Source organism: Roseateles sp. (assembly GCF_039929605.1).
GTDB lineage: Bacteria > Pseudomonadota > Gammaproteobacteria > Burkholderiales > Burkholderiaceae_C > Pelomonas.
In genome coordinates, this window is sequence record NZ_JBDSQX010000091.1 from 19,617 (window position 1) to 44,201 (window position 24,585).

At 69.3% G+C, this 24,585-nt stretch carries 21 protein-coding genes; 6 read left to right on the forward strand and 15 right to left on the reverse strand.

All coding sequences use genetic code 11. The annotated features are described in order from the left end of the window. Window positions 1–11: 11 nt before the first annotated feature. The 3 genes from ABIS05_RS12395 to ABIS05_RS12405 all read right to left on the reverse strand — a co-directional run bounded on the left by ABIS05_RS12395 (window position 12) and on the right by ABIS05_RS12405 (window position 3,456). On the reverse strand, window positions 12–659 hold the full coding sequence (locus ABIS05_RS12395) for a DUF1175 family protein (protein WP_348014270.1): 648 nt from the start codon (window positions 657–659) through the stop codon (window positions 12–14). Beyond that, window positions 656–2,302, reverse strand: coding sequence for a DUF2138 family protein (locus ABIS05_RS12400; protein ID WP_348014271.1), 1,647 nt, complete (start codon window positions 2,300–2,302; stop codon window positions 656–658). The genes ABIS05_RS12395 and ABIS05_RS12400 overlap by 4 nt, the downstream gene beginning before the upstream one ends. Before the next feature lie 332 nt (window positions 2,303–2,634). Beyond that, window positions 2,635–3,456, reverse strand: a complete 822-nt coding sequence (locus ABIS05_RS12405) for an HDOD domain-containing protein (RefSeq protein WP_348014272.1) — start codon at window positions 3,454–3,456, stop codon at window positions 2,635–2,637. A gap of 127 nt (window positions 3,457–3,583) precedes the next feature. Between ABIS05_RS12405 and ABIS05_RS12410 the strand changes: the two genes are divergently transcribed. Beyond that, window positions 3,584–4,897, forward strand: coding sequence for a leucine-rich repeat-containing protein kinase family protein (locus ABIS05_RS12410; protein WP_348014273.1), 1,314 nt, complete (start codon window positions 3,584–3,586; stop codon window positions 4,895–4,897). A 153-nt stretch (window positions 4,898–5,050) separates the two neighbouring features. Here ABIS05_RS12410 and ABIS05_RS12415 read toward each other — a convergent pair whose 3' ends face one another. Next, window positions 5,051–7,540 carry a DEAD/DEAH box helicase gene (locus tag ABIS05_RS12415; protein ID WP_348014274.1) on the reverse strand — a complete coding sequence of 830 codons (2,490 nt, stop codon included), beginning with the start codon at window positions 7,538–7,540 and terminating at the stop codon, window positions 5,051–5,053. A gap of 184 nt (window positions 7,541–7,724) precedes the next feature. Here ABIS05_RS12415 and ABIS05_RS12420 point away from each other — a divergent pair, with 184 nt between their 5' ends. The 5 genes from ABIS05_RS12420 (at window position 7,725) to ABIS05_RS12440 (ending at window position 13,267) form a co-directional block, all read left to right on the forward strand. Continuing rightward, the gene (locus ABIS05_RS12420; protein WP_348014275.1) at window positions 7,725–8,465 is read left to right on the forward strand and encodes a class I SAM-dependent methyltransferase; all 741 of its coding nucleotides are present in this window, start codon (window positions 7,725–7,727) and stop codon (window positions 8,463–8,465) included. Further along, entirely contained in the window at window positions 8,462–9,424 is a 963-nt protein-coding gene (locus ABIS05_RS12425; RefSeq protein WP_348014276.1) for a hypothetical protein, read from the forward strand. The genes ABIS05_RS12420 and ABIS05_RS12425 overlap by 4 nt, the downstream gene beginning before the upstream one ends. Before the next feature lie 144 nt (window positions 9,425–9,568). After that, window positions 9,569–10,966 carry a B12-binding domain-containing radical SAM protein gene (locus tag ABIS05_RS12430; RefSeq protein WP_348014277.1) on the forward strand — a complete coding sequence of 466 codons (1,398 nt, stop codon included), beginning with the start codon at window positions 9,569–9,571 and terminating at the stop codon, window positions 10,964–10,966. A gap of 128 nt (window positions 10,967–11,094) precedes the next feature. Continuing rightward, complete coding sequence (locus ABIS05_RS12435) at window positions 11,095–12,363, forward strand: nucleotidyltransferase family protein (RefSeq protein ID WP_348014278.1); 1,269 nt, start codon at window positions 11,095–11,097, stop codon at window positions 12,361–12,363. 76 nt (window positions 12,364–12,439) lie between these two features. Then, window positions 12,440–13,267, forward strand: a complete 828-nt coding sequence (locus ABIS05_RS12440) for a class I SAM-dependent methyltransferase (protein ID WP_348014279.1) — start codon at window positions 12,440–12,442, stop codon at window positions 13,265–13,267. A 78-nt stretch (window positions 13,268–13,345) separates the two neighbouring features. Here the strand turns inward: ABIS05_RS12440 and ABIS05_RS12445 are convergent, their stop codons facing one another. The 11 genes from ABIS05_RS12445 to ABIS05_RS12495 form a co-directional block, all read right to left on the reverse strand. After that, the gene (locus ABIS05_RS12445) at window positions 13,346–14,350 is read right to left on the reverse strand and encodes a hypothetical protein (RefSeq protein ID WP_348014280.1); all 1,005 of its coding nucleotides are present in this window, start codon (window positions 14,348–14,350) and stop codon (window positions 13,346–13,348) included. A gap of 127 nt (window positions 14,351–14,477) precedes the next feature. Next, complete coding sequence (locus ABIS05_RS12450; RefSeq protein ID WP_348014281.1) at window positions 14,478–15,884, reverse strand: oligosaccharide flippase family protein; 1,407 nt, start codon at window positions 15,882–15,884, stop codon at window positions 14,478–14,480. A gap of 87 nt (window positions 15,885–15,971) precedes the next feature. Then, the gene (locus ABIS05_RS12455; protein WP_348014282.1) at window positions 15,972–17,450 is read right to left on the reverse strand and encodes a B12-binding domain-containing radical SAM protein; all 1,479 of its coding nucleotides are present in this window, start codon (window positions 17,448–17,450) and stop codon (window positions 15,972–15,974) included. Further along, a complete protein-coding gene (locus ABIS05_RS12460) occupies window positions 17,447–18,568 on the reverse strand; it encodes an amidohydrolase family protein (protein WP_348014283.1) in 1,122 nt (373 codons plus the stop codon). Before ABIS05_RS12460 ends, ABIS05_RS12455 begins: the two co-directional genes overlap by 4 nt. Beyond that, complete coding sequence (locus ABIS05_RS12465; protein WP_348014284.1) at window positions 18,565–19,230, reverse strand: class I SAM-dependent methyltransferase; 666 nt, start codon at window positions 19,228–19,230, stop codon at window positions 18,565–18,567. Before ABIS05_RS12465 ends, ABIS05_RS12460 begins: the two co-directional genes overlap by 4 nt. 73 nt (window positions 19,231–19,303) lie before the next feature. Continuing rightward, complete coding sequence (locus ABIS05_RS12470) at window positions 19,304–20,308, reverse strand: radical SAM protein (protein WP_348014285.1); 1,005 nt, start codon at window positions 20,306–20,308, stop codon at window positions 19,304–19,306. Beyond that, window positions 20,295–21,377 carry a hypothetical protein gene (locus tag ABIS05_RS12475; protein WP_348014286.1) on the reverse strand — a complete coding sequence of 361 codons (1,083 nt, stop codon included), beginning with the start codon at window positions 21,375–21,377 and terminating at the stop codon, window positions 20,295–20,297. Before ABIS05_RS12475 ends, ABIS05_RS12470 begins: the two co-directional genes overlap by 14 nt. Continuing rightward, a complete protein-coding gene (locus ABIS05_RS12480; RefSeq protein WP_348014287.1) occupies window positions 21,374–21,820 on the reverse strand; it encodes a hypothetical protein in 447 nt (148 codons plus the stop codon). Before ABIS05_RS12480 ends, ABIS05_RS12475 begins: the two co-directional genes overlap by 4 nt. Window positions 21,821–21,899: 79 nt before the next feature. Continuing rightward, a complete protein-coding gene (locus ABIS05_RS12485) occupies window positions 21,900–22,607 on the reverse strand; it encodes a TorF family putative porin (RefSeq protein ID WP_348014288.1) in 708 nt (235 codons plus the stop codon). Continuing rightward, window positions 22,607–23,836: a S8 family serine peptidase gene (locus tag ABIS05_RS12490; protein ID WP_348014289.1), complete on the reverse strand. Its 1,230-nt coding sequence runs from the start codon at window positions 23,834–23,836 to the stop codon at window positions 22,607–22,609. The genes ABIS05_RS12485 and ABIS05_RS12490 overlap by 1 nt, the downstream gene beginning before the upstream one ends. Next, on the reverse strand, window positions 23,833–24,447 hold the full coding sequence (locus ABIS05_RS12495) for a zf-HC2 domain-containing protein (protein WP_348014290.1): 615 nt from the start codon (window positions 24,445–24,447) through the stop codon (window positions 23,833–23,835). The genes ABIS05_RS12490 and ABIS05_RS12495 overlap by 4 nt, the downstream gene beginning before the upstream one ends. Window positions 24,448–24,585 lie beyond the last annotated feature (138 nt).

Below are 24,585 nucleotides of genomic sequence, written 5' to 3' on the forward strand. Positions count from 1 at the left end.
CATCCTGCGTGTCATCGTGCGAGGAAGGAGAGTCGGTACAGACCCGAGAAGTTCGGGTTGTCGGCGGCAGGTCGCCATCGCGTGTCCGTCCATTCGAGAAGCTGGCTCGCGCGCAGGGCGCGCAGGCCGTTGTCGGTCGGCGTGCTGCGGCCGGTGTGATAGGCGATGTAGCGGCCCATCCAGACCATCAGGTGCTGCTCGTCGCCGAGGTCGAAGAAGAGCAGGTCGCCGGCCTGCGCCTGCGTGAGCTCCTTGCCGGTGAAGCGGGTGTTCTCCTGCACCAGCTCCAGCGCGCCGACATAGGCGTCGCGCGAGCCATCCACGCGGCGCCATCCGTTGCGCAGTGCCAGGGCTTGCGGCTTGGCGATGTCCGGTGGCACGCGCGTGCCCAGCATGCTGTTGGCGCGCTTCCAGTCGAGGTCGTGCTCGCGCAGCGTCTCGGCCACGGCGAATCGCACGAGCCCGGCGCAATCGCGGTGCGTCCACCGGGGTGTCGGGCCACGCTCGATCTGCGTGTGGATCAGCAGCGTGAACCAGTCGCGAAAGGCTTGCGACTGCGCGCGGTCGAGCATCGGCGCCGTTGGCGTCGCCACCGCGAACGCAGCGCGACTCGCCACCGGACCTGCGATCAGGCCCGCCAGAAGATTGCGGCGTTTCACGGCCTGCCTGTGGTGGCGATTGGTTGCCAATCCACGGCCACCCAACCCAGCGAGTCCGGTTTGCCGGCGGCCACCGCGCGGGCGGCGGGCAGCTTGCGCAGGGCGTCCAGGCGCGGCACGAGGTGCGTCTTCGCCGCCTGCAAGAAGAGCTCCTGGTTTGGCGGCAGCACCTGGAAGGCTTCGCGCTGCGCGAGGTCGGCGATCTGCCTGGGTGCGAGCACCGCGAGCGTTGCGGTCTGCGCGGGCAGCGCGTCGGCCACGCTCGGATAGCGCCGCGCCTGCGCATCGAGCGCAAGGCCCACCAGCGTGTCGTCCGGCGAGAAGACGATCCAGCGACCCTGGCGGGCGAGCGTGGGCCTGTAGCTCGTTTGCTCGCCGTCGCCATGCGGCCCCCAGGGCGCGCTCACTTCACGCTGCCAGCGGCTGACACCCTTGTGATCGGGCTGGCGGGGTGCCTCGGCGGCCTCGGAGGGATCGGCCTTGAGCAACCAGGAGGACAGGCTGTCGAGCGCCGCCGTCGGATCGGGGGCGTTCGCCTTGGTCAAGGCGACGAAGACCGGCGTGTGCAATTGCGATTTCGCATACCAGCAGACGGCGGCCGGGCCCTCGAGCTGGTCGGTCAGCGCGGTCCAGGCGGCGGTCTGGTCCTTCGTCGCCTGCTGGCCCGCCGCATCGCCGAAGACGAGCTTGAGCTTGCTCCAGTCAGCGGGCAGCAGGGTGCAGGCGGCGGGGTTCATCGGCAAGGCCTGCCAGACGGCGCGATCGGCCGGTGCGGTGGGCAGGGCCGAGGCGTTCTCCACGCGCAGCTGCGTGCGCAGCGTCGCGCCGCCGGCCGCGAGGTCCAGGCGCATCGCCTTGAACCCCGGGAAGAAGTGCTGGTAGCCGAAGGACAGCATGCGCGTGTCGGCAACGATGGTGTGGCCGGTGCCGGGCTCGCCCAGGCCCAGGCCGCGGCGGTACACCGACTGCGCCTTCGCATCACCCGACAGCAGCTCGCCAATCACATCGCGCGACGCACTGTCGGCTTGGCGTTCGGTGTCGAAGAGCAGGCCTGGGTCGCTGAGCACCACCACGCGGTTGCCCTGCGAGACGATGGCCAGCGTGCGCCGCGGCGAAAGCGTGAGGGCGTAGACGGTGGCGGCGCTGCCGTTGAAGCGGACGTCGCCGATCACGCTCAGCTGCTTGTCCTTGGCAGCGATGGTCGCGATGCCCTGCAGCGATTTGGCGAGCACGCCGCGCGTCATCGCAATCAGCCAGTAGCGCGGCGCGCCCTTGGCGTCGGTCCACATCGCGATTTCCGCCGGCTCGTCGAGCGCCAGTTCGAGCAGCTTGTCCGCGAGCGTGGTGTCGTGCTCATAGGCGATGCGCTTGAGTGCGCCCTTCAGGCCGAGGCGGTCTTCATGCTCTTCGTAGTAGAAGGCAAAGTCCTCGGTGAGCACATCGCGCGCGATCGGCGCCTTGATGAGGTCGCGCGGCAGCTTCGACAAGGCGGTAGTGGCGATGTAAGCATCGGGCCGAGCGAGGTTCACCTCCAAGGCATTGATGTTCCCCGAGAAGCGGGTCCACCCCATGGTGAACGCACCGACGACGGCCGCCGTGACGGCAACGCCGCCGACGATCCAAATCTTCTTTCGACTGAGCACGAGATCCCTTCCTCCGCGAAGCCCGCCACCGGCCCGCACCACGCGATTCATGCCGTCGCGGCGTCGGGTCCGCATGAAGCGGGCGTGAAATCGGGGCGAAGTATCGCCGTGGGCCTTGCACCTGCGATGGGCGATGCGCCGGCTGGCTTGTGCGTTTTTGCACATGACCTACCGGGGTTGGCTGCAGCTTCTTCGGCGGTGCTGACGGGTCGTAGACACCGATGGGTTCTCGGCTCGTCTTGCCGCCAAGTGAGTAGCGCCAGTAGAGCTGCACAGCACCATTGGCGAGCTTCCGGCGCTCAGCTGATCTGCCCCGAGTGCGGCCAGCCGCGTCAGGAGAAATCGCGTGCCTCGTCCACCGGCGTCCACGCGATGACCTTGTCGTCGCGCAGCCGCTGCGTGTCGGTCAGGCCGATGGCCTCGGCCACGCCGTGCGGGAAGGTGTCGAACAGCGCGGTGCCCTCGATGTCGAGTTCATGCGCGCGCGCGCTCCAGCAGGACAGGTACAGCAGGCTGGCAAGCGTCTGGTCCTCGCTGTCCTGCGGGTCGCACTGAAAACGGATGGCTTCAACAATGGCTTCCGGGAACAGCCATCGCGACGCGAACGCGGCGCCGACTTCCGGGTAGGCATAGCCCAGGTCGGCGATCTGGGCCTCGTAGCGGTTGTCGTCGGTCGCAAAGCCTGGCTGCAGGCTGGCGCGGCCGGGCATCGCCATCTTGAGCACCAAGTCGCCCGTGCCGTGCAGCAGCCCGGCGGTGAAGGCGATGCCCTTGTCCAGCCTGAATTCCTCGGCAAGAGACTGCGCGATCTTGGCGACGTCCAGGCTGTGGCGCCAGAACTCGGTCATGTCCACGCCAGGCACGCCCTTGAAAGCGCCGCCCACGGCCGCCGCCTGCACGAGTTGGCGCGTAGCCCGCAAACCCAACAACGCCGTGGCGGCCTCGACGGTGCCAACGCGCGAACCGCCCGGGCTGTAACGGGCGGAATTGACCAGCCGCAGGATGCGCACCGTCAGCCCGACCTCACCCGACAGCAATTGGTTGACCCGCCGCAGATCGGGCTCGTCCTTCTGCAGCTCGCCAAGAATTCGGTTGACGCCCTCTGGCAATGACGGGATCAAGGCATCTTTGGCGAGCAGGTCTTGGAGTTTCACGGGGCACCTCGCGAGGAATGTCGCAATGCTAATGGTCTTCAGTTTGAAGCAGTCATCGGCACGTTTCGAATGCCGCGCGTCACGACAACAATATCGGCCCACTTCCTGCCACCTGCGCAACCGCCGTTTGAACCCCCTGAACCCACTACGCAGCGGCGCCCTTCAAGGCGCGCAACGCCTCACCCTGCGCGCCGGCCTGCGCGAGCTGCCGCAAGAGATTTACACGCTGGCCGACACGCTGGAAGAGCTGGACCTTTCCGGCAATGAGCTGCACGACCTGCCCGGCGACCTGGCTCGGTTGCACCGGCTGCGCGTCATCTTCTGCTCCAACAACCGCTTCACGCGGCTGCCGGAGGTGCTGGGGCGTTGCCCAGCGCTGGAGATGGTCGGCTTCAAGGCCAACCAGATCGCCGACGTGCCGGCCGCCGCGCTGCCGCCGCAGCTGCGCTGGCTGATCCTGACCGACAACCGCATCACCGCCCTGCCCGATGAACTGGGCCGCAGGCCGCGCCTGCAGAAGATGGCGCTGGCCGGCAACCGCTTGACCGCCCTACCCGCCGGCCTCGCGGCCTGCGAGCGGCTGGAGCTGCTGCGCATCTCGGCCAACCAGCTCGACGGCCTGCCCGACTGGCTGCTGGCGCTGCCACGGTTGACCTGGCTCGCGCACGGTGGCAATCCGTTCAGTGCAGCGCACGAAGCGCAGGCGCTCGAGCACACGCCCATGCCGCACGTGCCGTGGAGCCAGCTCGACGTGCAGGCGCTGCTGGGCGAAGGCGCGTCCGGCCACATCTACCGGGCGGCGCGCGCTGGCGGCGAGACTGCCGCGCTGAAGGTCTTCAAGGGTGAAGTCACCAGCGACGGCCTGCCGCTCACGGAGCTGGCGGCCAGCCTGCAGGCGGGGCTGCATCCGCAGCTGATCCCGGCTATCGGCCGCTTGAGCGAGCACCCGGCCGGTGCCGACGGCCTGCTGATGCCGCTGGTCGGCCCCGAGTTCCGCACGCTCGCCGGGCCGCCCAGCCTGGCGTCCTGCACGCGCGATGTCTACGACCCCGCCCTGCGCCTCACGCCCAGGGCCGCGTTGACGCTCGCCGCCGGCATCGCCAGCGCACTGGCGCATCTGCATGCACGCGGCCTCTCGCACGGCGACCTGTACGCGCACAACATCCTGCACGACGGCCTCGGTCAGGCACGGCTGGGCGACTTCGGAGCGGCGTCCTTCCTGGCCAGCGTGCCGGCGCATCAGGCCATCAGGCTGCAGGCGCTGGACGTGCGTGCCCTCGGTTGCCTGATGGAAGAGCTGGTGGCCTGCTGCGACGAGGTCTCACCGCCGTTGCAGGCCATGTCAGCGCTGGCACAAGCTTGCTTGTTGGCCGACGCCGATCGGCGACCGAGCGCCGGGGACGTGGCTCAGCAGCTGCGGGCGAAATCCGGCGAGGCCTGAAGCACGAAGACGGCGAAGCATCTCGGTTTTCCATGGCGCGTTCGTGGCACATGTAGCGCACGGAACCTGCGGCGACATGCGGCAAGGAACACAGCCACAGAGACACAGAGGGACCTTCATCCCGCTGCCTCTGTGCCTTGTTTGGTTTTCGCTTCAGCCCTTCAACCACGGCGCCAACGCTTTCGCCAGTTGCCCCAGCAAGGCCGCGTCGGGCATGGGCACACGCAGGCTGGGCTTGCCGGTCGTCGGGTCGATCTCCATGCGGATGGGCGGCGGCGCGCCCGGTTGACGCTGCGCAGCCAGGCCTTGCAGCATCGCCGCACCGGCCTGAAGCAGTTTGGCCCAGGCATCGACGTCGGCGTCGGCCGCCGGGCCATCGCCGCCACCAGCAGCGACAGTTGCTGGCTCCGGCGCAGACGCGACGACGTCATCGGACAGCGCCAGTCCGTCCTGGCCCGACGCGCCTCCCGCGTTCGCCGACACCGGCACTTCTCGCTGCGCAACAGGCTCCCCAACGCTCTCGTCCACCCCCATCGCCCCAGCCACCTGCTCCACGCTCTTCATGAAGCTGGCCAGCCGCGTGCCCTGCAGGAAGACCTCGCTGGCGCCGCCGTCCAGCACGCCGGCGAACAGGCTCTTCTTGAAGGCCAGCACGCCCAGCATGCCCTCTTCGATGCTGCCCTGGCCGATGAGGTTGACGACCTGCACGCCGCGCGATTGCCCCATGCGGTGCACGCGGCCGATGCGCTGCTCCAGCACGGCCGGGTTCCACGGCAGGTCCATGTTGACCACCAGCGCAGCGGCATGCTGCAGGTTCAGGCCAACGCCGCCGGCATCGGTGCTCAGGAAGATGCGGCAGCCGGGGTCGGTGTTGAAACGCTCGACCAGCGCGCCGCGCTGTTCACCCGGCACGCCGCCATGGAACAGCACATGACCCCAGGGCCGGCCCGCCAGCCGGCGGCGGATGAGCTCGTGCGTGCCCAGCCACTGGCTGAACACCACCACCTTGGCGGCCGGGTCCTCCAGCCACTCGTCCAGCAAGGTGAGCAGCTCGTCGGCCTTGCTGCCGTGGTCGGTCTCATGGTCGAGCAGGAAGGTGCTGTTGCAGGCCATGCGCATGTTCTGCAGCGCGCACTGCAGGCGGCGCTGGTCCACGTCCGACAGGTAGCCGGTCTTGCGCCAGCGCGACACGATGCGCGTGACGATGGCGCCGTTCTCGTCGTGGTGCACGCGCTGTTGTGGCGTTAGCGGCACGAAGAGGCGGTTGTCCACGCGCTCGGGCAGCTGGGCCAGGACCTCGGCCTTGCGCCGTCGCAACATCACGGGCGCAAGCGTCTGCTGGATGCGGTCGAGCGCGCGGTAGCCGATGACGCGGCCTGCGTCGTCGCGCAACTGGTGCTCGTCCAGCAGCTGCCAGGTGGGGCCCAGGCGGTGCTGGTCGACGAACTGCACGATGGAGATCAGCTCCTCCAGGCGGTTCTCCAGCGGCGTGCCGGTCAGCACCAGCGCATAGGGGCTGGCGATGCGCTTGAGCGCGCGAGCCGCCACCGTGTTCCAGTTCTTGATGCGCTGCGCCTCATCGGCGATGACCAATTCGGGCGCCCAGGCGGCGATGAGGTCGGCGTCGCGCGCCAGCATCTCGTAATTGACGATGCGGCAAAAGGCGTCCTCGGCGTACTGCGCCTGCCGATGCGGCCGCAGGCCATGGATGACCTGTGCGGGCCGGCCGGCAAAGCGCGCGAACTCCGCCTTCCACTGGTGCTTCAGCGAGGTCGGGCACACCACCAGCACCCGCTGCACGCCGAAGTGGCGCGCCATCAACTCGGCCGCCGCGATGGCCTGCACCGTCTTGCCCAGGCCCATCTCGTCGCCCAGCAAGGCCCGCCCCGCACGCGCCGCGAACAGCGCGCCTTCGACCTGGTACGGGTACAGGCGGGCCTTCAGCAGCTTGTGCAGCGCCTTGTCTTGTGCGCCCTTGGGGTAGGCCTGGGCCAGCGTGAGCTGGCGCTGCTCAGCGTCGCGCACCTGGGCGATGAAGGCCCAGACATCGTCGCCCACGCGCAGCTCATGCCCGGCGGCCTGCGCCGCCCGGGCCAGCGTGCTCACCTCGTCGAGCCGGCTCCACGGCAGCGCCCAGCCGGCGGCGGGGTCGAAGCACTGGCGCGCCTGTTTCAGCAGACGGGGCGGGCAGTCGGTGCCGGGATGCAGGCGCAGCTGGCGGGCGCCGAGATAGTCCAGCCGGGCCTCGCTGTGCGTCGCCGCTTGGCCGCGTGCGAGGGCCGCCTTGCCGCCGCGGCGTGCCTGCAGTCGCGCCAGCGTGAACTCGATGTGCTTGCAGGTGCCCAGGTGGTTGGTGGCGTAGTCCCAGCAACTGCATTCATTGCCGCCAGGCTCCAGGCCACGAATGGTGACCCGGTAGTGCGTGCCGCTGTCGGGGTTGTCGACGCGGAAGGTCGAGAACACCGGCTCGGCGCCCAGATTCTGCAAGCCGAAGCGCTGCTCGCGACCGAACTGGCGACGCAGCGCCGCCTGCCAGTCGGCCACGGGCAGGGCCTCGGGCCGACGGGTGCGCGACAGGCGGGGTTCAGCGCCCGCCTTGGACCGGGTTCCGGGCTTGGCTTTGCGCAGTGGGGCGGCGGTCATGGCTTCAGCTTGCAGTGGCAGTGGGGCAGCATTGTTGCCGCTGCTTCGACGAGTTGAAGAACCACGCCACCAGGATCTCAACGTGACATCGCGGTCGGATTGACGATTGAAAACCAAATCGCGTTGAACCATCGGTCGACGCGGCGGAACCCACGCCCCCAAGGCTGCTCTCCAAATGTCCCGCATGGCGCAACTCAAAACCAACTTGTCATCACCTCGCGACGCTCCTGCTGACGCGACGGCCCGCTTCTACGACGGTGCGGCGGCCGACTACGACGCCCAAGTGGACGACCAAGGCGACAACGCGGCGGTGCGACTGTCTTTCTGTGAGCGCGTGGCGTCCCTCGCCGGGCCTGGCGGGGCAATCCTTGATTTCGGTTGCGGCACAGGCACGGACGCGGCCTGGTACGCCGCGCGTGGGCACCGGGTCATTGCCTACGACGTCTCACCTGGCATGGTGAATTTACTGAGAGCACGCTGCAGGAACGAGATTGCGGCCGGGCGCATCACGCCTGCGGTGGGCCCGCTCGACGCCATGGAGACCGCGCTTGAGACAAGCTCTCCGGTTGCAACCATCTCTGCCAACTTTGCCGTGCTGAGCCACGTGCCTGAGCTTAAGCCGCTGCTGCAGTTGCTCGCTTCGCATGTGAAACCGGGAGGAGCGTTGGTGGCGAGCGTCCTCAACCCTTTCTACCGCCAAGAAATGCGCCAGAGATGGTGGTGGCGGAGCGCATTGCGTTCGATCCGGACGGGGTCGATCAAGTTGCAAGGCCAAGTCACGTCCTACCGGCATTTCGTGAGCACCATACGCAAGGCGGCCGAGCCTCATTTCACTTTGACGGAGCTTCATGCGGCCAGTGAAAACACGCTTCTGGGGGCGCTCGATTCACACTTCCTGTTTGTCGTTCTCCGCAGGCGGCCATGAGGCATTTGCTGTCCTTGTTGCGCAGCGGCAAGGGTCTGCGCCACGTACCGGTGGTGAACGCCGACTCGGCGGAGTTTTCGCTCCGCGTGGTGCTGCGAGGGCTGCTCGGCGGACCGGTTGACGTCAGTGGTGATCACTGCCCCGTGTCTCTGCGCCCGTTCGTTCTGGGCGTCCGCCTGGCAGCGGAGAACGCTGATCAAGGCGCCCTGGCGCGGCGCGTATGGCTGGAGATCTACCCGCCCGGTTCAGAAACCATGCCGTTGGCGCGACTGGCATTGAAGTCGGTCGGACTGCTGCCGTTGAAGCAGGGCGCCCTCCACCTTTTCGAAGTGGCGCGCACGTTGAACCGCTGCCTGCCGCGACCCACCTTGTGGCTCCGGTACCTGCTGGCCTGGCAAAACGCCCGGACCGCTGCTCGGCGAGGGGATGCGCTTCGCATGTCTGCGCGAGACCTGCGCGCGCTGAACGCCTACTACATCGTGGCAAGGCCGGTTTTTCTCGTGGGCGCGAGGCACGACGAGCGGGTGGATCTATTCCCCATGGACCTCGTGAGCGCGCTGTCGTCGGGAGAGTACCTGCTGGCTCTGCGCGCCACGAATCCAGACGTGGCCCTCATGGAGTCCTCCGGGCGCATTGCCATGAGCAGCGCGCCCGCCGAGCTGCTCGATACCGTCTATGCACTCGGAAACCGGCATCGCCATCCCATACCTGATCTGCGTGATTTGGCCCTGCCGATCTCGACGTCGCCTCTGTTTGGCCTTCCCGTGCTGAACCAGGCGGGCCTCGTTCGTGAACTCACCGTGGAGAGGGTCGAGCGAATCGGTTCACACGTCTTGTTCATCACTCGCATCGAGCACGAAGCCGGGCTCGCGGGCCGGCAGCTCGCCCACTTGAGCGGCACCTACATAGAGTGGCTGCGGCACAGGCAGCGGGGCTGCGAAGTGCTGGCGCCCTTGTAGATCGTGCAGGCGATCTGCGCAGCCCCAGCCTCTCAGGCGTCCCCTGCCTCGTCGGCGCGGCGCCGGGTGGCAAAACAGCAGGTCCATTGAACCTCCCCGCCCTGAGCCGGCACACACGGCCTGATTCCAATTCGAGGGGAAGGCGTGCTCTCCATCCTGGTCGGCCACAGTTTCTTTCTGCGCTTCGACGCCAAACAGTTCGACCGCGCCAAGCCTTATCCCCCGCTCGCGACCCTGCAGGTCGCCGAGCTGCTGCGCCGCCAGGGCCATCAGGTCGCCCTCTTTGACGCCATGCTGGCCACCGGCACGCAGGACTTCGAACGCCAGCTCGCTGACGTGCAGCCGCGCGTCGTGCTGCTCTACGAGGACAACTACAACTACCTCAGCAAGATGTGCCTGGCAAAGATGCGTGAGGCCGCCTGCACCATGGTGGCCAGCGCCCGCCAGGCCGGGGCGCGCGTCATCGTTGCCGGCTCGGATGCGAGCGACGCGCCCGAGATTTATCTGAGCGCCGGCGCCGACGTGGCCCTGCGCGGCGAAGGCCTGGACGTGCTGCCCGCGCTACTGCGCCGACTGGAGGCCGAGCCGCAGTTGCCCGGAGCCGATCTCGTTGCCGGCTTGGGGCAGCCCATCACCCTGCAACGCGACGAAGCCGCCGAACTGGAAGCCCCCGCCGCCTGGGACCTCGTCGACATGGAGCGCTACCGCGCCATCTGGGCCGCCGCCCATGGTCACTTCAGCCTCAACATGGCCGCGTCCAAGGGCTGTTCCTTCCGCTGCACCTGGTGCGCCAAGCCCATCTGGGGCCAGCGCTACCAGCAACGCGGGGCCGCCGCCGTGGCGGCAGAGATGGCTGAGCTGAAGGCCCGCTTCGCGCCCGACCACATCTGGTTCGCCGACGACATCTTCGGCTTCCGCGCCGACTGGGTGCAGCGCTTCGCGGCCGAACTGGACCGGCTGGGTGGCGGCATCCCCTTCTCCATCCAGACCCGGGCCGATCTGATGACCGAAGCCATGGCCCGCGCCCTGGCCGACGCCGGCTGCCGCGAGGCCTGGATCGGCGCCGAGAGCGGCAGCCAGCAGGTGCTGGACGCTATGGACAAGGGCACGACGGTGGCCGAGATCCACCAGGCCCGCGAGCGCCTGCGGGCAGTCGGCGTGCGGGTGGGCTTCTTCATCCAGCTCGGCTACCTCGGCGAGGGCCTGCCCGAGCTGCTGCAGACTCGCCGCCTGATCGAGGAGGCACGGCCCGACGACATCGGCGTCAGCGTCTCCTACCCGCTGCCGGGCACACGCTTTCACGAGCAGGTCAAGGCCCAGCTCGGCGCCAAGACGCATTGGGATGACAGCGCCGACCTGGCAATGATGTTCTCCGGCAGCTTCGGCACCGAGGTCTACCGCACCGTGCGCGACCTGCTGCATGCCCAGGTCGACCTCGGCCGGCTGGACGGCGATGCGCGCCAACGCATCGGCCACGAGTTGCAGCAGCGTTGGGCGGCGCTCGTCGCCAGCGTCCGCCCGGCCCTTGCCCTCGCGCCATGAAAACCCGCGCAATGCAAGGGCGCCGTCTCGCGGCTGAGCGCCCGCTCGTCCGCATCGGCTACTGACCGGGGCCGCGCAAAGAGGTTCGCTTCATGATTGGAAGGCCAGAAGCCATGGAAAGATTTGATTTGCCGCTGCTGCCTGCAGCGACGGTGCGGGCCGCGCTACGGCTGACCACCGAACGCTTCGCTGCCGAACTGGCGAGTCCGACAGACCGCGCGCCCGATTGGACAGACCGCGCGCCCGATTGGAACGATTTCGAATGGCGGACGGCGATTGCCGTGTCGGTGATGCACGGGATCTCCGCGTTGCTGGCTGATCGGCTGCGCTGGGCCGGGCCACCACACTGGCAGGCCTTTCTGGAGGAACAGGCGGAGCAAGGCAAGCTGCGCGAGCGCAAGGTGCGCGCGCTGCTCACGCGCCTGGACGAAGCCTCTCGGCGAGCGAATCTGCCGCTGTTGGCCATGAAAGGTTCGGCCCTGCTCGCGCTTGGCCTCTACGAACCCGGGCAGCGGCCACAAAGTGACGTGGACCTGCTGGCCCGTCCGGGCGACTTCGACGCTACTCACCAACTCGTACTGAAAGCAGGCTATGCCGAAGGTGTGACGATGTGGAAGCATCGGGACTACCTCCCGCTCGATGCGCTCGCCGTCCCCGCCTTCGGCGAACACGAGGCCAACCCGATCAAGATCGAACTGCACACGGCGGTGCATGAAAGGCTGCCGGTGCGCGAGGTGGCTATCACCGCTCAGGTCTTCCCGGCAGACGCCCAACCCGGGTTGAACGCCTACCCCAGCCTGGCCGCCTTGATGCGGCATCTGCTTCTTCATGCGGCGGGCAATCTCTGCGGTTGCGGCATCCGCCTCATCCAGCTGCATGACATCGCGGCCCTGGCCGAGCGCCTGAGCCAGGCTGACTGGGACGAGGCGCTGACCACCGCCTCGGATGGCCTGCCGGCATGGTGGGCGGTGCCGCCGCTCGAGCTTGCACAGCGTCTTTTTCCGAGCCACTGGCCGCATGAGAGGCTGGCACGCGCGCGCGCTGCGGCCCTGGCGGCCTGTCCCGCCCGCCTGCGTCGCGCCGCCCTGCACTACCCGCTCGACCAAGTGTCCATGTCCAGATACAGCGTTCCGATGCTGCCTGGCATCGAATGGTCCCACGGCGTCATCGAAGCCTTGCAATGCGCCCGCCTGCGCCTGCACCCGGGGCGTAAGGCTGTGGCTCAGAGCCGCCGCGCGGCGGCGAACGTGCACGCCTTTGCCAGCTCCCCCTGGGTTGACCAATCACGCTGGCAGAAGGCTTTGCGCTTTCTGCTCGGAGCGCCACCGCGAGTGACGACGATGTATTCGCTGCGCAGAGCCATGGCCTACGAACCGGCGCATGCCAACTTCGCGTGAGCCAGGCTCCTTGCGGGCTGCGGCAACGCCGCCTTATGCAAAACCGCGAACGTCAACCGTCCACCTCCCCGTGCCCATGACCAGCCAGCCTGCGCAGACTCAACTGGACGACACCCGCGACGCCTTCGACAGCGTCGCCGCCGACTACGACGGCCCACGCGGCAACAACGCCGCCATCCAGGACATGCGTGCGGAAATGTGGCGGTGGCTCGACGCCAGCTTCGCACCCGGCAGCCGCCTCATCGACCTGGGTTGCGGCACGGGGCTGGACGCCGTGCACCTGGCGTCCCAAGGACACCAGGTGACAGCGACGGACTGGTCCGAGCGCATGGTCGAGCGCACGCGGGACCGGGCCACCGAGGCCGGCGTGTCTGACCGCATCGAAGCCCTGGCCATCGGCGCGCACGAGTTGCAACGCCTCGCAGGCGACGCCAGTTTCGACGGGGCCTATTCCAACCTCGGTCCGCTGAATTGCGTACCCGACCTCGACACGGTCGCGCGCGAATGCGCCCGGTTGCTGAAGCCCGGCGGCCGCCTCGTCTTCACCGTCATTGGCCGCTACTGCCCCTGGGAGATGGCTCACTACACGCGCCGCCGCCGCTGGGGCCGCATTGGCGTTCGCTTCGCTCGCGGCACCGTCGCTGTCGGCATGAACGGCCGCACGATCTGGACGCGCTACTACACGCCCGCCGAATTCTTCGCCGCCTTTGAACCGCATTTCGAACTGGAGCAGCAACGCGGCCTGTGCATCTTCGTGCCGCCCCCGTATCTGACCTGGCTGGCAGAACGCCATCCTCGCATGCACAGGTTCCTGTGGCGCCTGGATCGCCGCGTAGCCGGTTGGCCACTGCTGCGTGGGCTTGGCGATCATTTCCTGCTCGTCATGCAACGGCGCGCCAGCTGAAGCGTTTCGTCAGCAGGAGGTGGGCCGGTGGCGCTGGACGAGCGGATCAACACAGCCTCGGCCCGACGAGCACCGCCGTCATGCCCTGAACAAGCCCTTCAAGGCAAGCGCCCCTGCCCGTGGATGGCTGCCGCGCCGCAGTTCCCAGCCAGAAAGCCGCGCACAGCCCTCGACAAAAGACGCCCAGCCCGGCTGGCCGGCGGCATAGGGCTGGCTGAGGTGCAGGCGCTGCAGCATCTCGTCGACATCCAGCGGCCTCAGCAACTCGCTGCCAACCGCCGGCTCGGGTGATGCGAACACGACATGCTCGAGTTGCAGCGGCTCGGCCGCCAGCGGCGCCCAGCCGCCACGCAGGTTCAGCTCGTACTTTTCAACTCCGCTGCGCCGCCGGATCACCGGCGCGGCCTCGACGCGCGCGCGCAGCGCCTTGTCGTCGATCCAGCGCAGCGCATCGAAGCGCAGGTGCAGGAAGTTGGCAATGCCTCTGGCCTGCAACGCGTGTGGGTCGACGAAGCTGGCGTCCTCGGTCAGGAAATCCAGCCCCAGGGCCATGGCCTGCAAGGCAAGCGTCGACTTGCCCGCGCCGCTCGCGCCGATCAGCAACGCGCCCGCGCGCCCCAGACCGACGCAGCCCGCATGCAGGCCGAGCAGGCCGCGTGCGCGCGCAGCCAGGATGAAGACGGCGAACTCGATGAGCTCATAGCGGAGGTGGTAGGGGAAAGCCAGCAGCGCGCGCGTGACTTGCACCAAGGCACGTCCGGCGTCCACATTCACCAGCGCGAGGTTGTGCGCATCCATTGCCACGCCAAGCAGGCCGGCACCGCCCAGCATGCCGGGCTCGGGCGGCTCGGCGCCTAAGCCCGCATCGCCTTCCGTCAGACGCAGCTCGACCTGCAGCGCCACGCCTCCCGGGCCGTGCGCCGGAAGGCCGGCATAGGCCGCGTCCACCAGGGCCAGAAGCTCGGCGCTGTCGCTGTGGAACTCGACGTCGGCGCCGAGCAGGCGATGCCTGCGTCGCAACACCAGCGGAGCGCGTTCGCCAAAGGGGTCGGCGATCTGCCGGGTATCGGGCTGCCAAGTCATGGATGTCATCGGTGATGCGACGTTTGGAGGATGAACGCGAGGGCCTTCGGCGGCAGCGCTTCCTGTCTCAGGCCGTTGAACTGCATGCCGGACCTCGGCGCCGTCACCACGCAATGCGCCCGCCCGATCAAACTCGGCGGCCGCGGCGGCGCGCCAGCAGCTGAAGCGCCTCGTCCAGCAGCGGGTGGCGGGCCCAGCGGAGCGCCGCCAGCCAGGCCAGCGGCGCCAACATCCACGGCACCGCGACGGCGGCGAGGGTTGCCAGCGCGCTGCCACCCACAGCCGCCAGCAGCGCGCGCGGCGGCTGGCCAAGATGCCGCGCGGCCAGCCAGAGCTGCAGCGGCAACGCCGCACAGGCCGCAGCACACAAGGCCCAGGCGAACGACGCAAGGCCCCCGTCGACGAGCGCCAGACCCAGGCCGATGCGCGCAGCCAGCGTCACACCCGTCGGCCAGGCGGCCAGCGCCGGCCGACCGACGGCGGCCAAGGCGTAGCCCAGTTGGGCAAAGACCTGCCCGAGTGCCGCCGCCAGCGCCAGTGGCAGCACAGCCGGCGTGCAATCCATCCAGGCTGGGCCGTAGAGCAGATGCACCAGCGGCTCGCGATAGATCACCGTCAAGGCGAGCAGCGGCCAGCCCAGGCCGGTCAGCAGCGCCGTCGCGCGGCGCAACACCGGCTCCAGTGGCTGGCCGCGCGCATGCTGCGAGGCCAGTACCGGCAGCGCCCCGAAACCCAGCGCATGCCCAACCACAGCCTGCAGCAGCCCGACGGCGGCACTTGCCCGCCCGAGCAGCCCCACCTGGCGCGCCGAGCCGAACTGGCTCAGGAGCAGGTCCGGCAACACGCCATTGAAGCCGTTCACCAGGCCGACGAGGGTGGTGCCGAGTCCGAAGCGCAGCACCCCGCCCCAGCCCCGCCAGGACGGCCACCAGTTCCGGCCTTCGGTTTGCACGAGCACATAGACCACACTCCAGACGAGCACAGTGGTCACCTGCGCCCAGGCCAGGCCCAGCGCGCCCCAGCCATTGGCCGACAGCAGCAGCGCAACGCCGGCTTGGCTGAGCATCCCGATTCGCGCCGCGAAGGCAATCGGGGCCGCCGCCAGCGAGCGCAACTGAAGCCCGGTCATCGCGGCGGTAAACGGGGACAGCAGCAGACCGAGCGACAGCACATGCAGCAGCTGCGCGAGCCCAGGCTGGTCAAACTGCCCTGCCAAGGGCTCGGCCAGCAACCACAACGCCAGCGTGCCGGCCAGCGTGGTGCTGGCCAGCAACCCCAGGCAGGCCGAGAAGCGCGCGGGCGTCAGATCGGGTTCGCGCTGCATATAGGCCGACACGCCGGCATCGCGCAAAAGCTGGGCCACACTGAAGACCGCCAAGCCCAGGGCGTATAGCCCCAGCTCGGCGGGCTGCAGCAACCGCGCGAGCAGCAGACTCAGTGCGAAGCGCATCACGATGCCGCTGGTCGACGCAGCCAGGTTGACCAGGAAGGCGCGCCGGAAATTGGCGACCCCTGACAGGACGACCGTGTTCATGCCGCGACCAAGTCCTCGCCGGCCGCGACGCGGCGCAGGCCCAGCGCATCGGCCGAGCTACAAGACTGGGCGAGGGACAGTTTCATTTCAGAGCGAATGCAATTGCGGGTCCCAGAGCTTCACCGCGCGCTCCAGCCAACGCAGCTCGCGCGGGCTGTCGTAGTGCGCCATCCGATAGCGCCAGGCAGAGGCGGCACGCAGGGCGGCCTTCTGCCAGCGCGGCGCGCGGATGTCGGTCAGCGTCGGGAAGCGGCAGCCCAGCACGGTGCGGAAGTCGCTGATCCGCCGCCGCAGCGCAGGGCTGAGCCAGGGCGCATCGAGATGGCACCAGTAGTCAACCCATTGCGGCTGCGCCCAGCCGTCGGCACTGTCGGGAAAGGCCAGGTCGCGCGGCAGCGCCGGATCACGCAGCGTCCAGCGGCCTTCGCCCAGGCGCTGCGGCGGCAGTGGCGTGTACACGTAGAGCATCACCTCGGTGCCAGGGTGCAGGCGCTTGATCTGGCGTATGAAGGCGAAGGTCCGCTCGGTCTCGCCTTCAGGATCCTGCGGCGGCGCGAGCATGAAGGACAGCTCGGGCACCACGCCGTGACGGCGGCAGGCCTCGACGACGGCCAGCGTCTGGTCCGACCGCGTGCCCTTGCGCATGTCGCGCAGCAAGGCGTCATTGGGGGACTCGGCGCCGATGTAGGCCATGCGCAGCCTGCTGCGCTTGACCAGGGCCCACGAGGTGTCGGACAGCCCCAGCAGCGCATCGGCGCGGGCGAAACACCACCAGGGCATCTGCAAGCGCGCCAGCACTTCGAGCAGCGGTTGCATGTCGATCTGGCGGTCGAAGAAGTTGTTGTCGTAGAAGTTGACCGAGTCCGCACCGAAGCGGCTCTGCAGCAGGCGCAAGTCCCGCTCCAGCCGGTCTGCTTCCGGCAGCGCCGTCTTGCCACGAAACATCGCCGCGACGCCGCAAAAACTGCAGCGGTAGCGGCAGCCCAAGGCAGCCTGGTAGCCCGTCGTGCGGCGGCCGAGATAGGTCGGGCCGAGGTAGCGCTGCGGGTCGTCGACCTCGTTGTAGCTGACTTCCAATTGCAGCGGCGCCGTCGAGAAGGCACGGTCGGCGTTGTGCACGATCTCGCCATCACGGCGCCAGGACAGGCCGCCGACGTCTGCCAGGGCCCCCCCCTGGGTGAGCGCATCCAGCAGTTCCATGAAGCCCTGCTCGCCCTGGCCGCGCAGCGCGTAGTCGACGCAGTCGCTGTTCAGCGCCGCGTCCGAGCACAGCGTCGGGAAATAGCCGCCCCAGACGATGGGCAGCTCGGGCGCCACGGCGCGGATGGCTCGCGACACGGCGAGCGCTGCGGGCAACTGCGGGCCACCCATGACGGAGAGGCCCACCGCTGCGTAGCCGCCCTCCTTCACGGCGGCCGCCGCCGTCTCGGGCAGATGGCGATCCAGATTGCCGTCCAGGATGCGTGTCTCGTAGCGGCTCTTGAGCGCCGCAGCCAGATGCATGACGGCCAGCGGGAAGCGCGCGTTGGACGTGATGCGCGGGTTGATCAGCAGCACGCGCTTCATGCCGGTACCTCCTCGGCCAACAGCTCAAGCCCCGGCTCCGCGATGAGGAGATGCGGCGCGATGGCCTTCGGGCGGCCGTCGACGCGCACCGGCGTCAAGCCCAGGGTCTCGCCCAGGTCGGCGTCGGCGTACAGCGGCCGCCCGCCCACGACGACGAGGCGCAGATCGGCCCGCGTCGCATGCGACAGCGGCAGGCCGGGCGGCAGCGCGATCAGGTCGGCGCGCAGGCCCGGCTCGAGCCGGCCGCGGTCGGTCAGGCCCAGCAGGCGGGCGGCGCCCTCCGTGACCCAGGCTTCAAGACGCTCCTCGCTCCAGCGGGTCAGCTCGCGCACCAGCGCCAGTTCGGCCAGCAGGTCGCGCCCGCCGCTGATGCGCGAATCGCTGCCGAGGGCCAGCCGGCCCTGGGCGAACAACCACTCCGGGTCCAGCGTGCGGCCGAAGAGGTGCAGGTTGGAGCCGGGGCACCAGACGACGGCGGCGCCAGCCTCAACCAATCGGCGCTGCTGCGCGGCACTCAGGCCCAGGCCGTGCACGAGCAGCGTGCCAGGCGCGATGCAGCCCAGGGCTTCGAGTCGGTCGAATTCGAGCGCCGCTGCGGTGTCTATGCCTTCGGCGGCGTGGACGATCCAGGGCCGGCCAGCCGGTGTGGCCTGGTGCGAGGCGCGCACCGCTTCGTCACCATCCAGCGCAAGGGAATGGGACCAGCCGCCGGGCGCGGGCACGTCAACCGGGAAACCCGGCTCGTCCAGCACGGCGTCACGCGGGTCGTGGTGGAGCACCGTCGTCACGCCGCTCAGCAGGTTCTTCAGGCCACCGGCGAGAAAGCGCAGAGCGCGCGGCTGCCGCCGGTGTGCCAGCAGACCCGGGTCGGTTGACAGCTGCGGCGTGATGTCGGCAATCCACTCGCTGGCATTGCGATAGCCGCTGCGGAACTTCAGCCGCGGCAGCGCGCCGTTGAGATGCAGATGGTCATGGGCATTGATGAGGCCAGGCAGCAGCCGAGCGCCGCCGAGGTCGATCCGCTGACCAGCAAGCTCCGCGCGGATGCAACCTTCGGCCAGGCTCAGGCTCATTGCCTGGCCACGGCTGTCGACCGCATTGACAAGCTGGCATCTCATGGCTTGAACAGCCGCAGGACGAGGACGACGGCCAGGCCGTGCCAGCGGGCGTAAAAGGACTCCGAGCCCGTGAAGGTTTCGCACAGCTCCTGGCCGACGCGCACCTCACGCCGCGCCTCCAGCACGAGGCCGGCGCGCCAGGCGGCGGCGAGATGAGCCTTGGGGTCGTGCAGGGCATGCAGCAGCTCGTGGCGCTGCCCGTCGGCATCGGTGAAGCTGCGCGTCATGCCGGCCCGCGTGGCATCGGGGTGGAAGTCGGAATAGACCAGGCTTGCGCCCCCCGCGAGCACGCGCGCGGCCTCGGCCATCCAGGCATCGAGACTGGGCGCATGGCCGACGGCCAGGCCGCTGACGACGAGGTCGAAGCTGGCCGCCGCAAAGGGCAGCCTGGACATGTCGGCCCGCACGCGATGGGCCAGCGGCGCGCGGGCCAGCATGCCGGCCGAGAGATCGCATCCGACGACGAAGCGCGCGCCTCGCTCCTGCAGCAGCAGGCCGTAGCGCCCGCTGCCGCAAGCCAGGTCCAGCGCGCGGCGGCCGGTGACGTCGGGCATGAGCGCCAGCATCGCGGCCTGCTCGGCACGCATCAGCGCGTTGTGCGGCAACGGTGGATAGTCCTCGGCCCAGAGGTCGTAAGCCGCTTCGTTGGCGAGGCTGCTCACTGGTGCACCCTTCGGCCTGCGGCCTGTCCCGCCAAGCGGGAGCGAGCTTGCTCGGGGCGGCCCGTCGCGGCGCTCATGCGGAAAACCATTTGGAGCAGACGCAATGCGCGCACTCGGGTCGGTCGCCGGCACGGATGGCGGCGCGCAGCCGGCGCTGGGCGGGCGAGTTCAGGTTCTCCGCCAGGCCGGCCTCGCCCACCCGGCCGGTGCCGGCGATGAAGAAGCAGGGCCGCACCCCGCCGTCGGCCTCGATGACGGCGGAATGCTCGGGCGCATTGCAACGCACCGGCGGTGGCGCGCCCAGGCCGAGTCGCGCCCGATAGTGGGCCTCGATGCGGCGCAGCTTGGCGGGCGGCTCCGCGATGAAGCCGCTGGCGAAGTCGGCGGCGTGCTCGCACTCCAGCGCGTCGAGACTGGCGGCCAGGACCGGCAGGTCCTCGGCGCCCAGCGCGACGCCGTCCACCCTCGCGCCGTGGCGGCCGAAGGCCTCGGCATGGCTCACATCGGCCGCAAGGAAGGAGATGCCGGCCACACCCAGCTTATGGGCAAGCACGACGAGGCCTGCCACCTCGCCGACGTTGCCGCGCTGCACCGTCACGCGCAGGCCCACCGTCACGCCCTCGCGCACGGCAGCGCGGATGCCGGTGCAAACGGCCTCGAAGGCATCCAGGCCGCGAATGGCCGCATAGCTGGCGGCCGTGCTGCCGTCCAGGGACACGGTGACCTGCTCGAACAGCCGCGCAACCTCGGCGGCATGCTTGGCCAGCGCGAGGCCAGCAGTCAGCAGCCACAGCTTCAAACCACTCGCACGCAACCGCGCCGCGATCTCGGCCCATTGCGGGTGCAACAGGGGTTCGCCACCGGAGACGAGGACCGTCTCCGTCCCCAGCGCGGCCAGGCCCGGCAGCAGGCGCTCGACGGTGCCGAGGTCGACGTCCCGCCGCCCATGCCGCCAGTAGTCGCAGCTCACGCAGCGCGAGTTGCAGCGCTCGGTCAAGTAGAGCGTCGCCAGCGGCAGCCGCGTCAGCGGCTCGGCCAACTGGCTGCGCCGCTCGACGAAGACGCTAGAAGAGTCCATGCAGCTCAACAAAGCTCTGCCGCCGGTTGTCGACCGCGTTCTGCGGAATGCCGCCGAACTTTCGGTAGCCCGCGCGCAGTTGCACGAAGGCAATCGGCGTGTACTCGTAGATCAGGCTGTAGCGCACCTTGTTGTCGTGGGCCACACGACGGTCGGGGTCGAGGTACTCGCTGGTGAGCTTCAGGTTGTGACCTTGCTGCACCAGCCAGTTGGCCTCCAGCAGCGTGGCGAGCTGGCGCCGCTTGCCTTCTGGATAGCCACCGTCGCTGACCAGGTCGATCTCGGCCAGCCAGCTCACCGGCCCGGTCGTCGTGCCGGCGAAGAGGCCATAAGCCTGGCGATTGCCGGCCGCCGCCTTGACCTGTGCCGCCGCAGCGCCGACGCGACCCCAGGGCTGCATCCAGATGGCCTGCGCCGTCGTCTGGTGACCGTTGCCGCCGCTGTTGCCGGGGCCGTTGCTGCGCACGAGCTGGATGGACCAGTCATCGCTTTCATGGCCCAGCTCCAGACCCTTGTCGGGCACCGTCATGCTCACGCCGCTGAGCTGCCGGACAAAGGCCAGGCTGTCCTGCAGCCGCCAGCCGAAGGGCAGGTAGAACTGGCCGGCCTTGGCATACCAGCCCAGGCCCGGCGTCGACAGGCGCACGTAGGCCTCCTGGCGCTCGGCCTTGCCCGGTGCGACCTGCTGGTCCAGATAGACGCCCAGGTACTCCTTGATGAGCTGCACGTCGGCGTACAGGCGTATCTGCTCCGTGCCGCCCACACTCGTGGCCGGCCGACCGGACACCGAGGTGCGCGTCGTCGCGGTGCGCAGGTCGCCACCCAGGCGCAGGCGGTCGTCAAACAACGAGCCGTTCCAGCCCTGCAGTGCATCCGGCAGCGCATTGGCCGGGATGCCGCCTTGGGCGAAGGCATTGCCAACCGCGTTGCGCAGGCCACCACCGGTGGGGTTCACGTGGCAGGCCACGCATTTGATGCCACTGCGGATGGCGAGATAGGGCTCGGCGCGCGCTGCGCCCGAGACGAGCAGCGCAAGGGCCAGGCCCAGCAGCAGACGTGCGGCCCTCACTGCTGCGCTCCATTGCTGATCCACTGCCGAATCAGGGCAATCGTCTGGGCGTCCAGATACGGCCCGCCCAGGGGCATGCGCGCACCGACAGCCTGGTGGCCTTCCAGCTTGTGGATGAGGTAGCTGTTGTCCGCGTCGCCCGGCGCAACGCGCTTGAGCGCGGGCACGCCGCCGCTGGCCACGCCCACCAGCATCGCGTAGCTGTTGGCCGCGTCCAGCCGCAAGCCTCGCGGCGCCGAAGCGCCCGCATGGCAAGCCGTGCAGACGGGCGTGAAGACATGCGACTGGATGGAGCTGAAGCTCGCTGTCATCGGCCCGCTCGGGTCGGTACCTTCTCCTATCGGTCGGCCATTCGCATCCAGCCCCTCACCGCCGCCGCCACCGCAGCCCGCGATCAGCGCGGCGACTGCAAGCGAACCGCACACCCATGTTTTGAACTTCATCGCTGCCCTTTCGTGGCTGTCATTGCGGCATGAGTGCCGGCACGCAGCGCCGTGGTTCAAGCGAAAGGAAAAAAGTTGATCAGAAGGCCGTGGTCAGGCTGAGCACCGCCGTGCTTCGGCGCGTCGCATTGATCCAGATGTAGGGCCCGCCACGACTGGCGGCGACCCAGACAAGCTGCATCTCGCTGCCTGCCCCCCACTGAAGAGACGCACCGGCACGCACGTCCACCCGCGCGGTGTCTTGCGGCCCGCCGTAAACGACGCTTGACCGGCCCCACCCGTGCAGCAGCCCGATGTGGCCAATGGCCGCGATGCCCTGAGCCAGCGGCCAGTGCAGATTGAACTCGCCGTAGAGGCTGCGCTGGCCGTTGCCGTAGTAATCAGGCGAGGCATAAAGACGCAGGTTCCAGCGCTCGCCCAGCAGGGCCGCGTAGGTCTCGACGAAGTCATAGCTCGACACGTTCTCGAAGCGGTGCGCGAGCAAGCCCAACTCGGCATTCAAGCCGGGCCGCAGTTCGACAACGCGGCCGCCGTAGGCCCGCAGCGACGCGCCGCCGCGCCGCTCGAAGCGAGCATGGGTCAATGAGGCGCCGGCATACCAGCCGCCCTCCCCGTCCCAGGCCAGGCCGAGCTGAGCGCCTGGCCGGTTGCCGCTGTAGGAGAGGCCACGTTCGCGCGCGTCGCTCTGCAGGGACAGCGTCGCGCCCACGTCGGCCCGCGCCGCGCCGGGGCCGGCGAGCAACAGAACGGTGAGCAGGGCGAGTCGGGCCGGGCGCGCGGGGGGCATCAGTCGCCAGTTTGCCCCAGCCGTGTGCAGATCGAGCCAGCGCTGCCGGCCTGTCGGGCCAGCGTCGCGCAGCTGTCGATGCGGTCCTGGCCCACGGTGACGAAGGCTGCCTTCAACAACGCGCCGCCAGCGCGCGAGCCACCCAGTTCACGCATCAGCGCCAGCAGCCCCGCCGCATGGGCGGCCGAGAAGGAAGAGCCCGTTACCAGCCCCCAGCCACCGCCGGGCAGCGTGCTCGGCACGTCGCGCCCGGGCGCAATGAGAGCCCCCGAGGGCAGCGGCGGCGCGCTGCCGACGACCAGCACGCCGGGGTGGTTGGCAGGGAACGGCCCGCCCGAACTGGGCAGCGCCGCGACGATGCTGGCGCCGCGCGCCTGGGCCTGGTCGAGCAGCAGGCCCAGCAGCCGGTCATCTGGCCCGCCCAGGCTCATGTTGATGATGTCGGCCCGCTGCTCCAGGGCCGCGTACAAGGCCTTGGCCAGACCGAGGCCGGTGCACAGCGTCTGAGCGGAGCTGGTTTGCCAGCAGGCCCGCAGCGCCAGCAGCCTGGCGTGGGGCGCTATGCCGGCGATGCCCACGCCGTTGTCGGCCCGCGCTGCGATGATGCCGGCCACTGCTGTGCCGTGCCCTTCAGCGGGCGGCGGGCGGTCGTCGACGAAGTTTTGGTTGAACGCGATCTGACCGACCAGATCGGGGTGGCCGACCTCGACGCCGCTGTCCACCACCGCCACGCGCACGCCACGGCCGGTGGCCAGCTTGTGCAGCTCGGCCAGCCGCCATTGCTGCGCAGCCGGCTGGGCGGCGTAGAGCGGTTCCTGCGCGCTGCTCGGCGTTTCAGCTTGTGCTTGGTAGAGGCCGACGGGCTGCGCCCAGGCCACGCGGCTGTCCTCGGCAACGGCGCGGGCGGCGTCGGCGGACGTGCGCCGATCGTCCTCAGGCAGCCGCATGACGAAACAGTCCACGCCGGCCAGCGGCATGGGCCATTCGCTGCGCATCTCCAGGCCGTGGCGCCGGGCCAGGTCTTGCGCCACTTGCTGACGCGACTGCCGGCCCACGCCCGCGCCGTAGTTGCCGGCATAGCTGCCGTCGGGCCGGTAGTGGGCCTTGGGCAACTGCAGCATGACGAGCACCTGGCGCTGCGCCTCCTCGGCCTGGGCCGCCGCCGGCCGCCCCGCGATGCAGCAGACCAGCAGCACCAGCAGGTGCAGCCAGAAGCTCTTTCGCTTCATCGTGACTGTCCCGGTTGCTGCGGCTGCAGCGGCTCGGCCAGCGTGACGATGGGCGCCGCGCGCAGCACCGCCAGGCCGCGGGCATCCACGCGCAGCAGCCAGGCGCCGGTCTCGGTCGGGCCGGCGACGACGCTCGCGCCCTGCGCCCGCAGCAGCTCGCGCAGAGCCTGCTCGCTGGTGCCTGGCTTGAACATGACGAGGGCGTCGGCCACCACGGGCGCACTGCCCGAGGCGGACAGGCCTTGGTAGTCCGGCCCATCCTGGCGCGCCTGCAGCCACAGGCCCAGCAGCAGCGCGCACGCCGCGCCCTGGGCACCCAGGGCCCAGGGCATCCAACGCCGCCCGGCCGGCCTGGACGCAGGTTGCATGCGGGCATGCAGCCTGGCCAGCCCCGCTTGGGCATTGCCGCCTTCGACAGGTGAACCGGCCGCGTTCAACAGCGTCTGCATCGGCCGCTCCGCAGCCAGCTCGTTGCGGCACGCCTGGCAATGCAGCAGATGCCGTTGCACGTCGCCCATCTCGGCATCGTCCAGCTGACCGCGCGCATACCAGGGCAGCAGGGCCTGCACGGCCACATGCTCATCGTGTTCCATAGCGATCACCACACTCATCACAGTTCTCCACGATGACCGGCCAGGTCATCCAGCAGCAGGCGCAGGCGCCGCCGCGCATAAAACATCCGTGTCTTCACGGTCTCGGGCGGGCAACTCACCACCTCGGCGATCTCGCCGTAGGCCATGTCGTGGAAG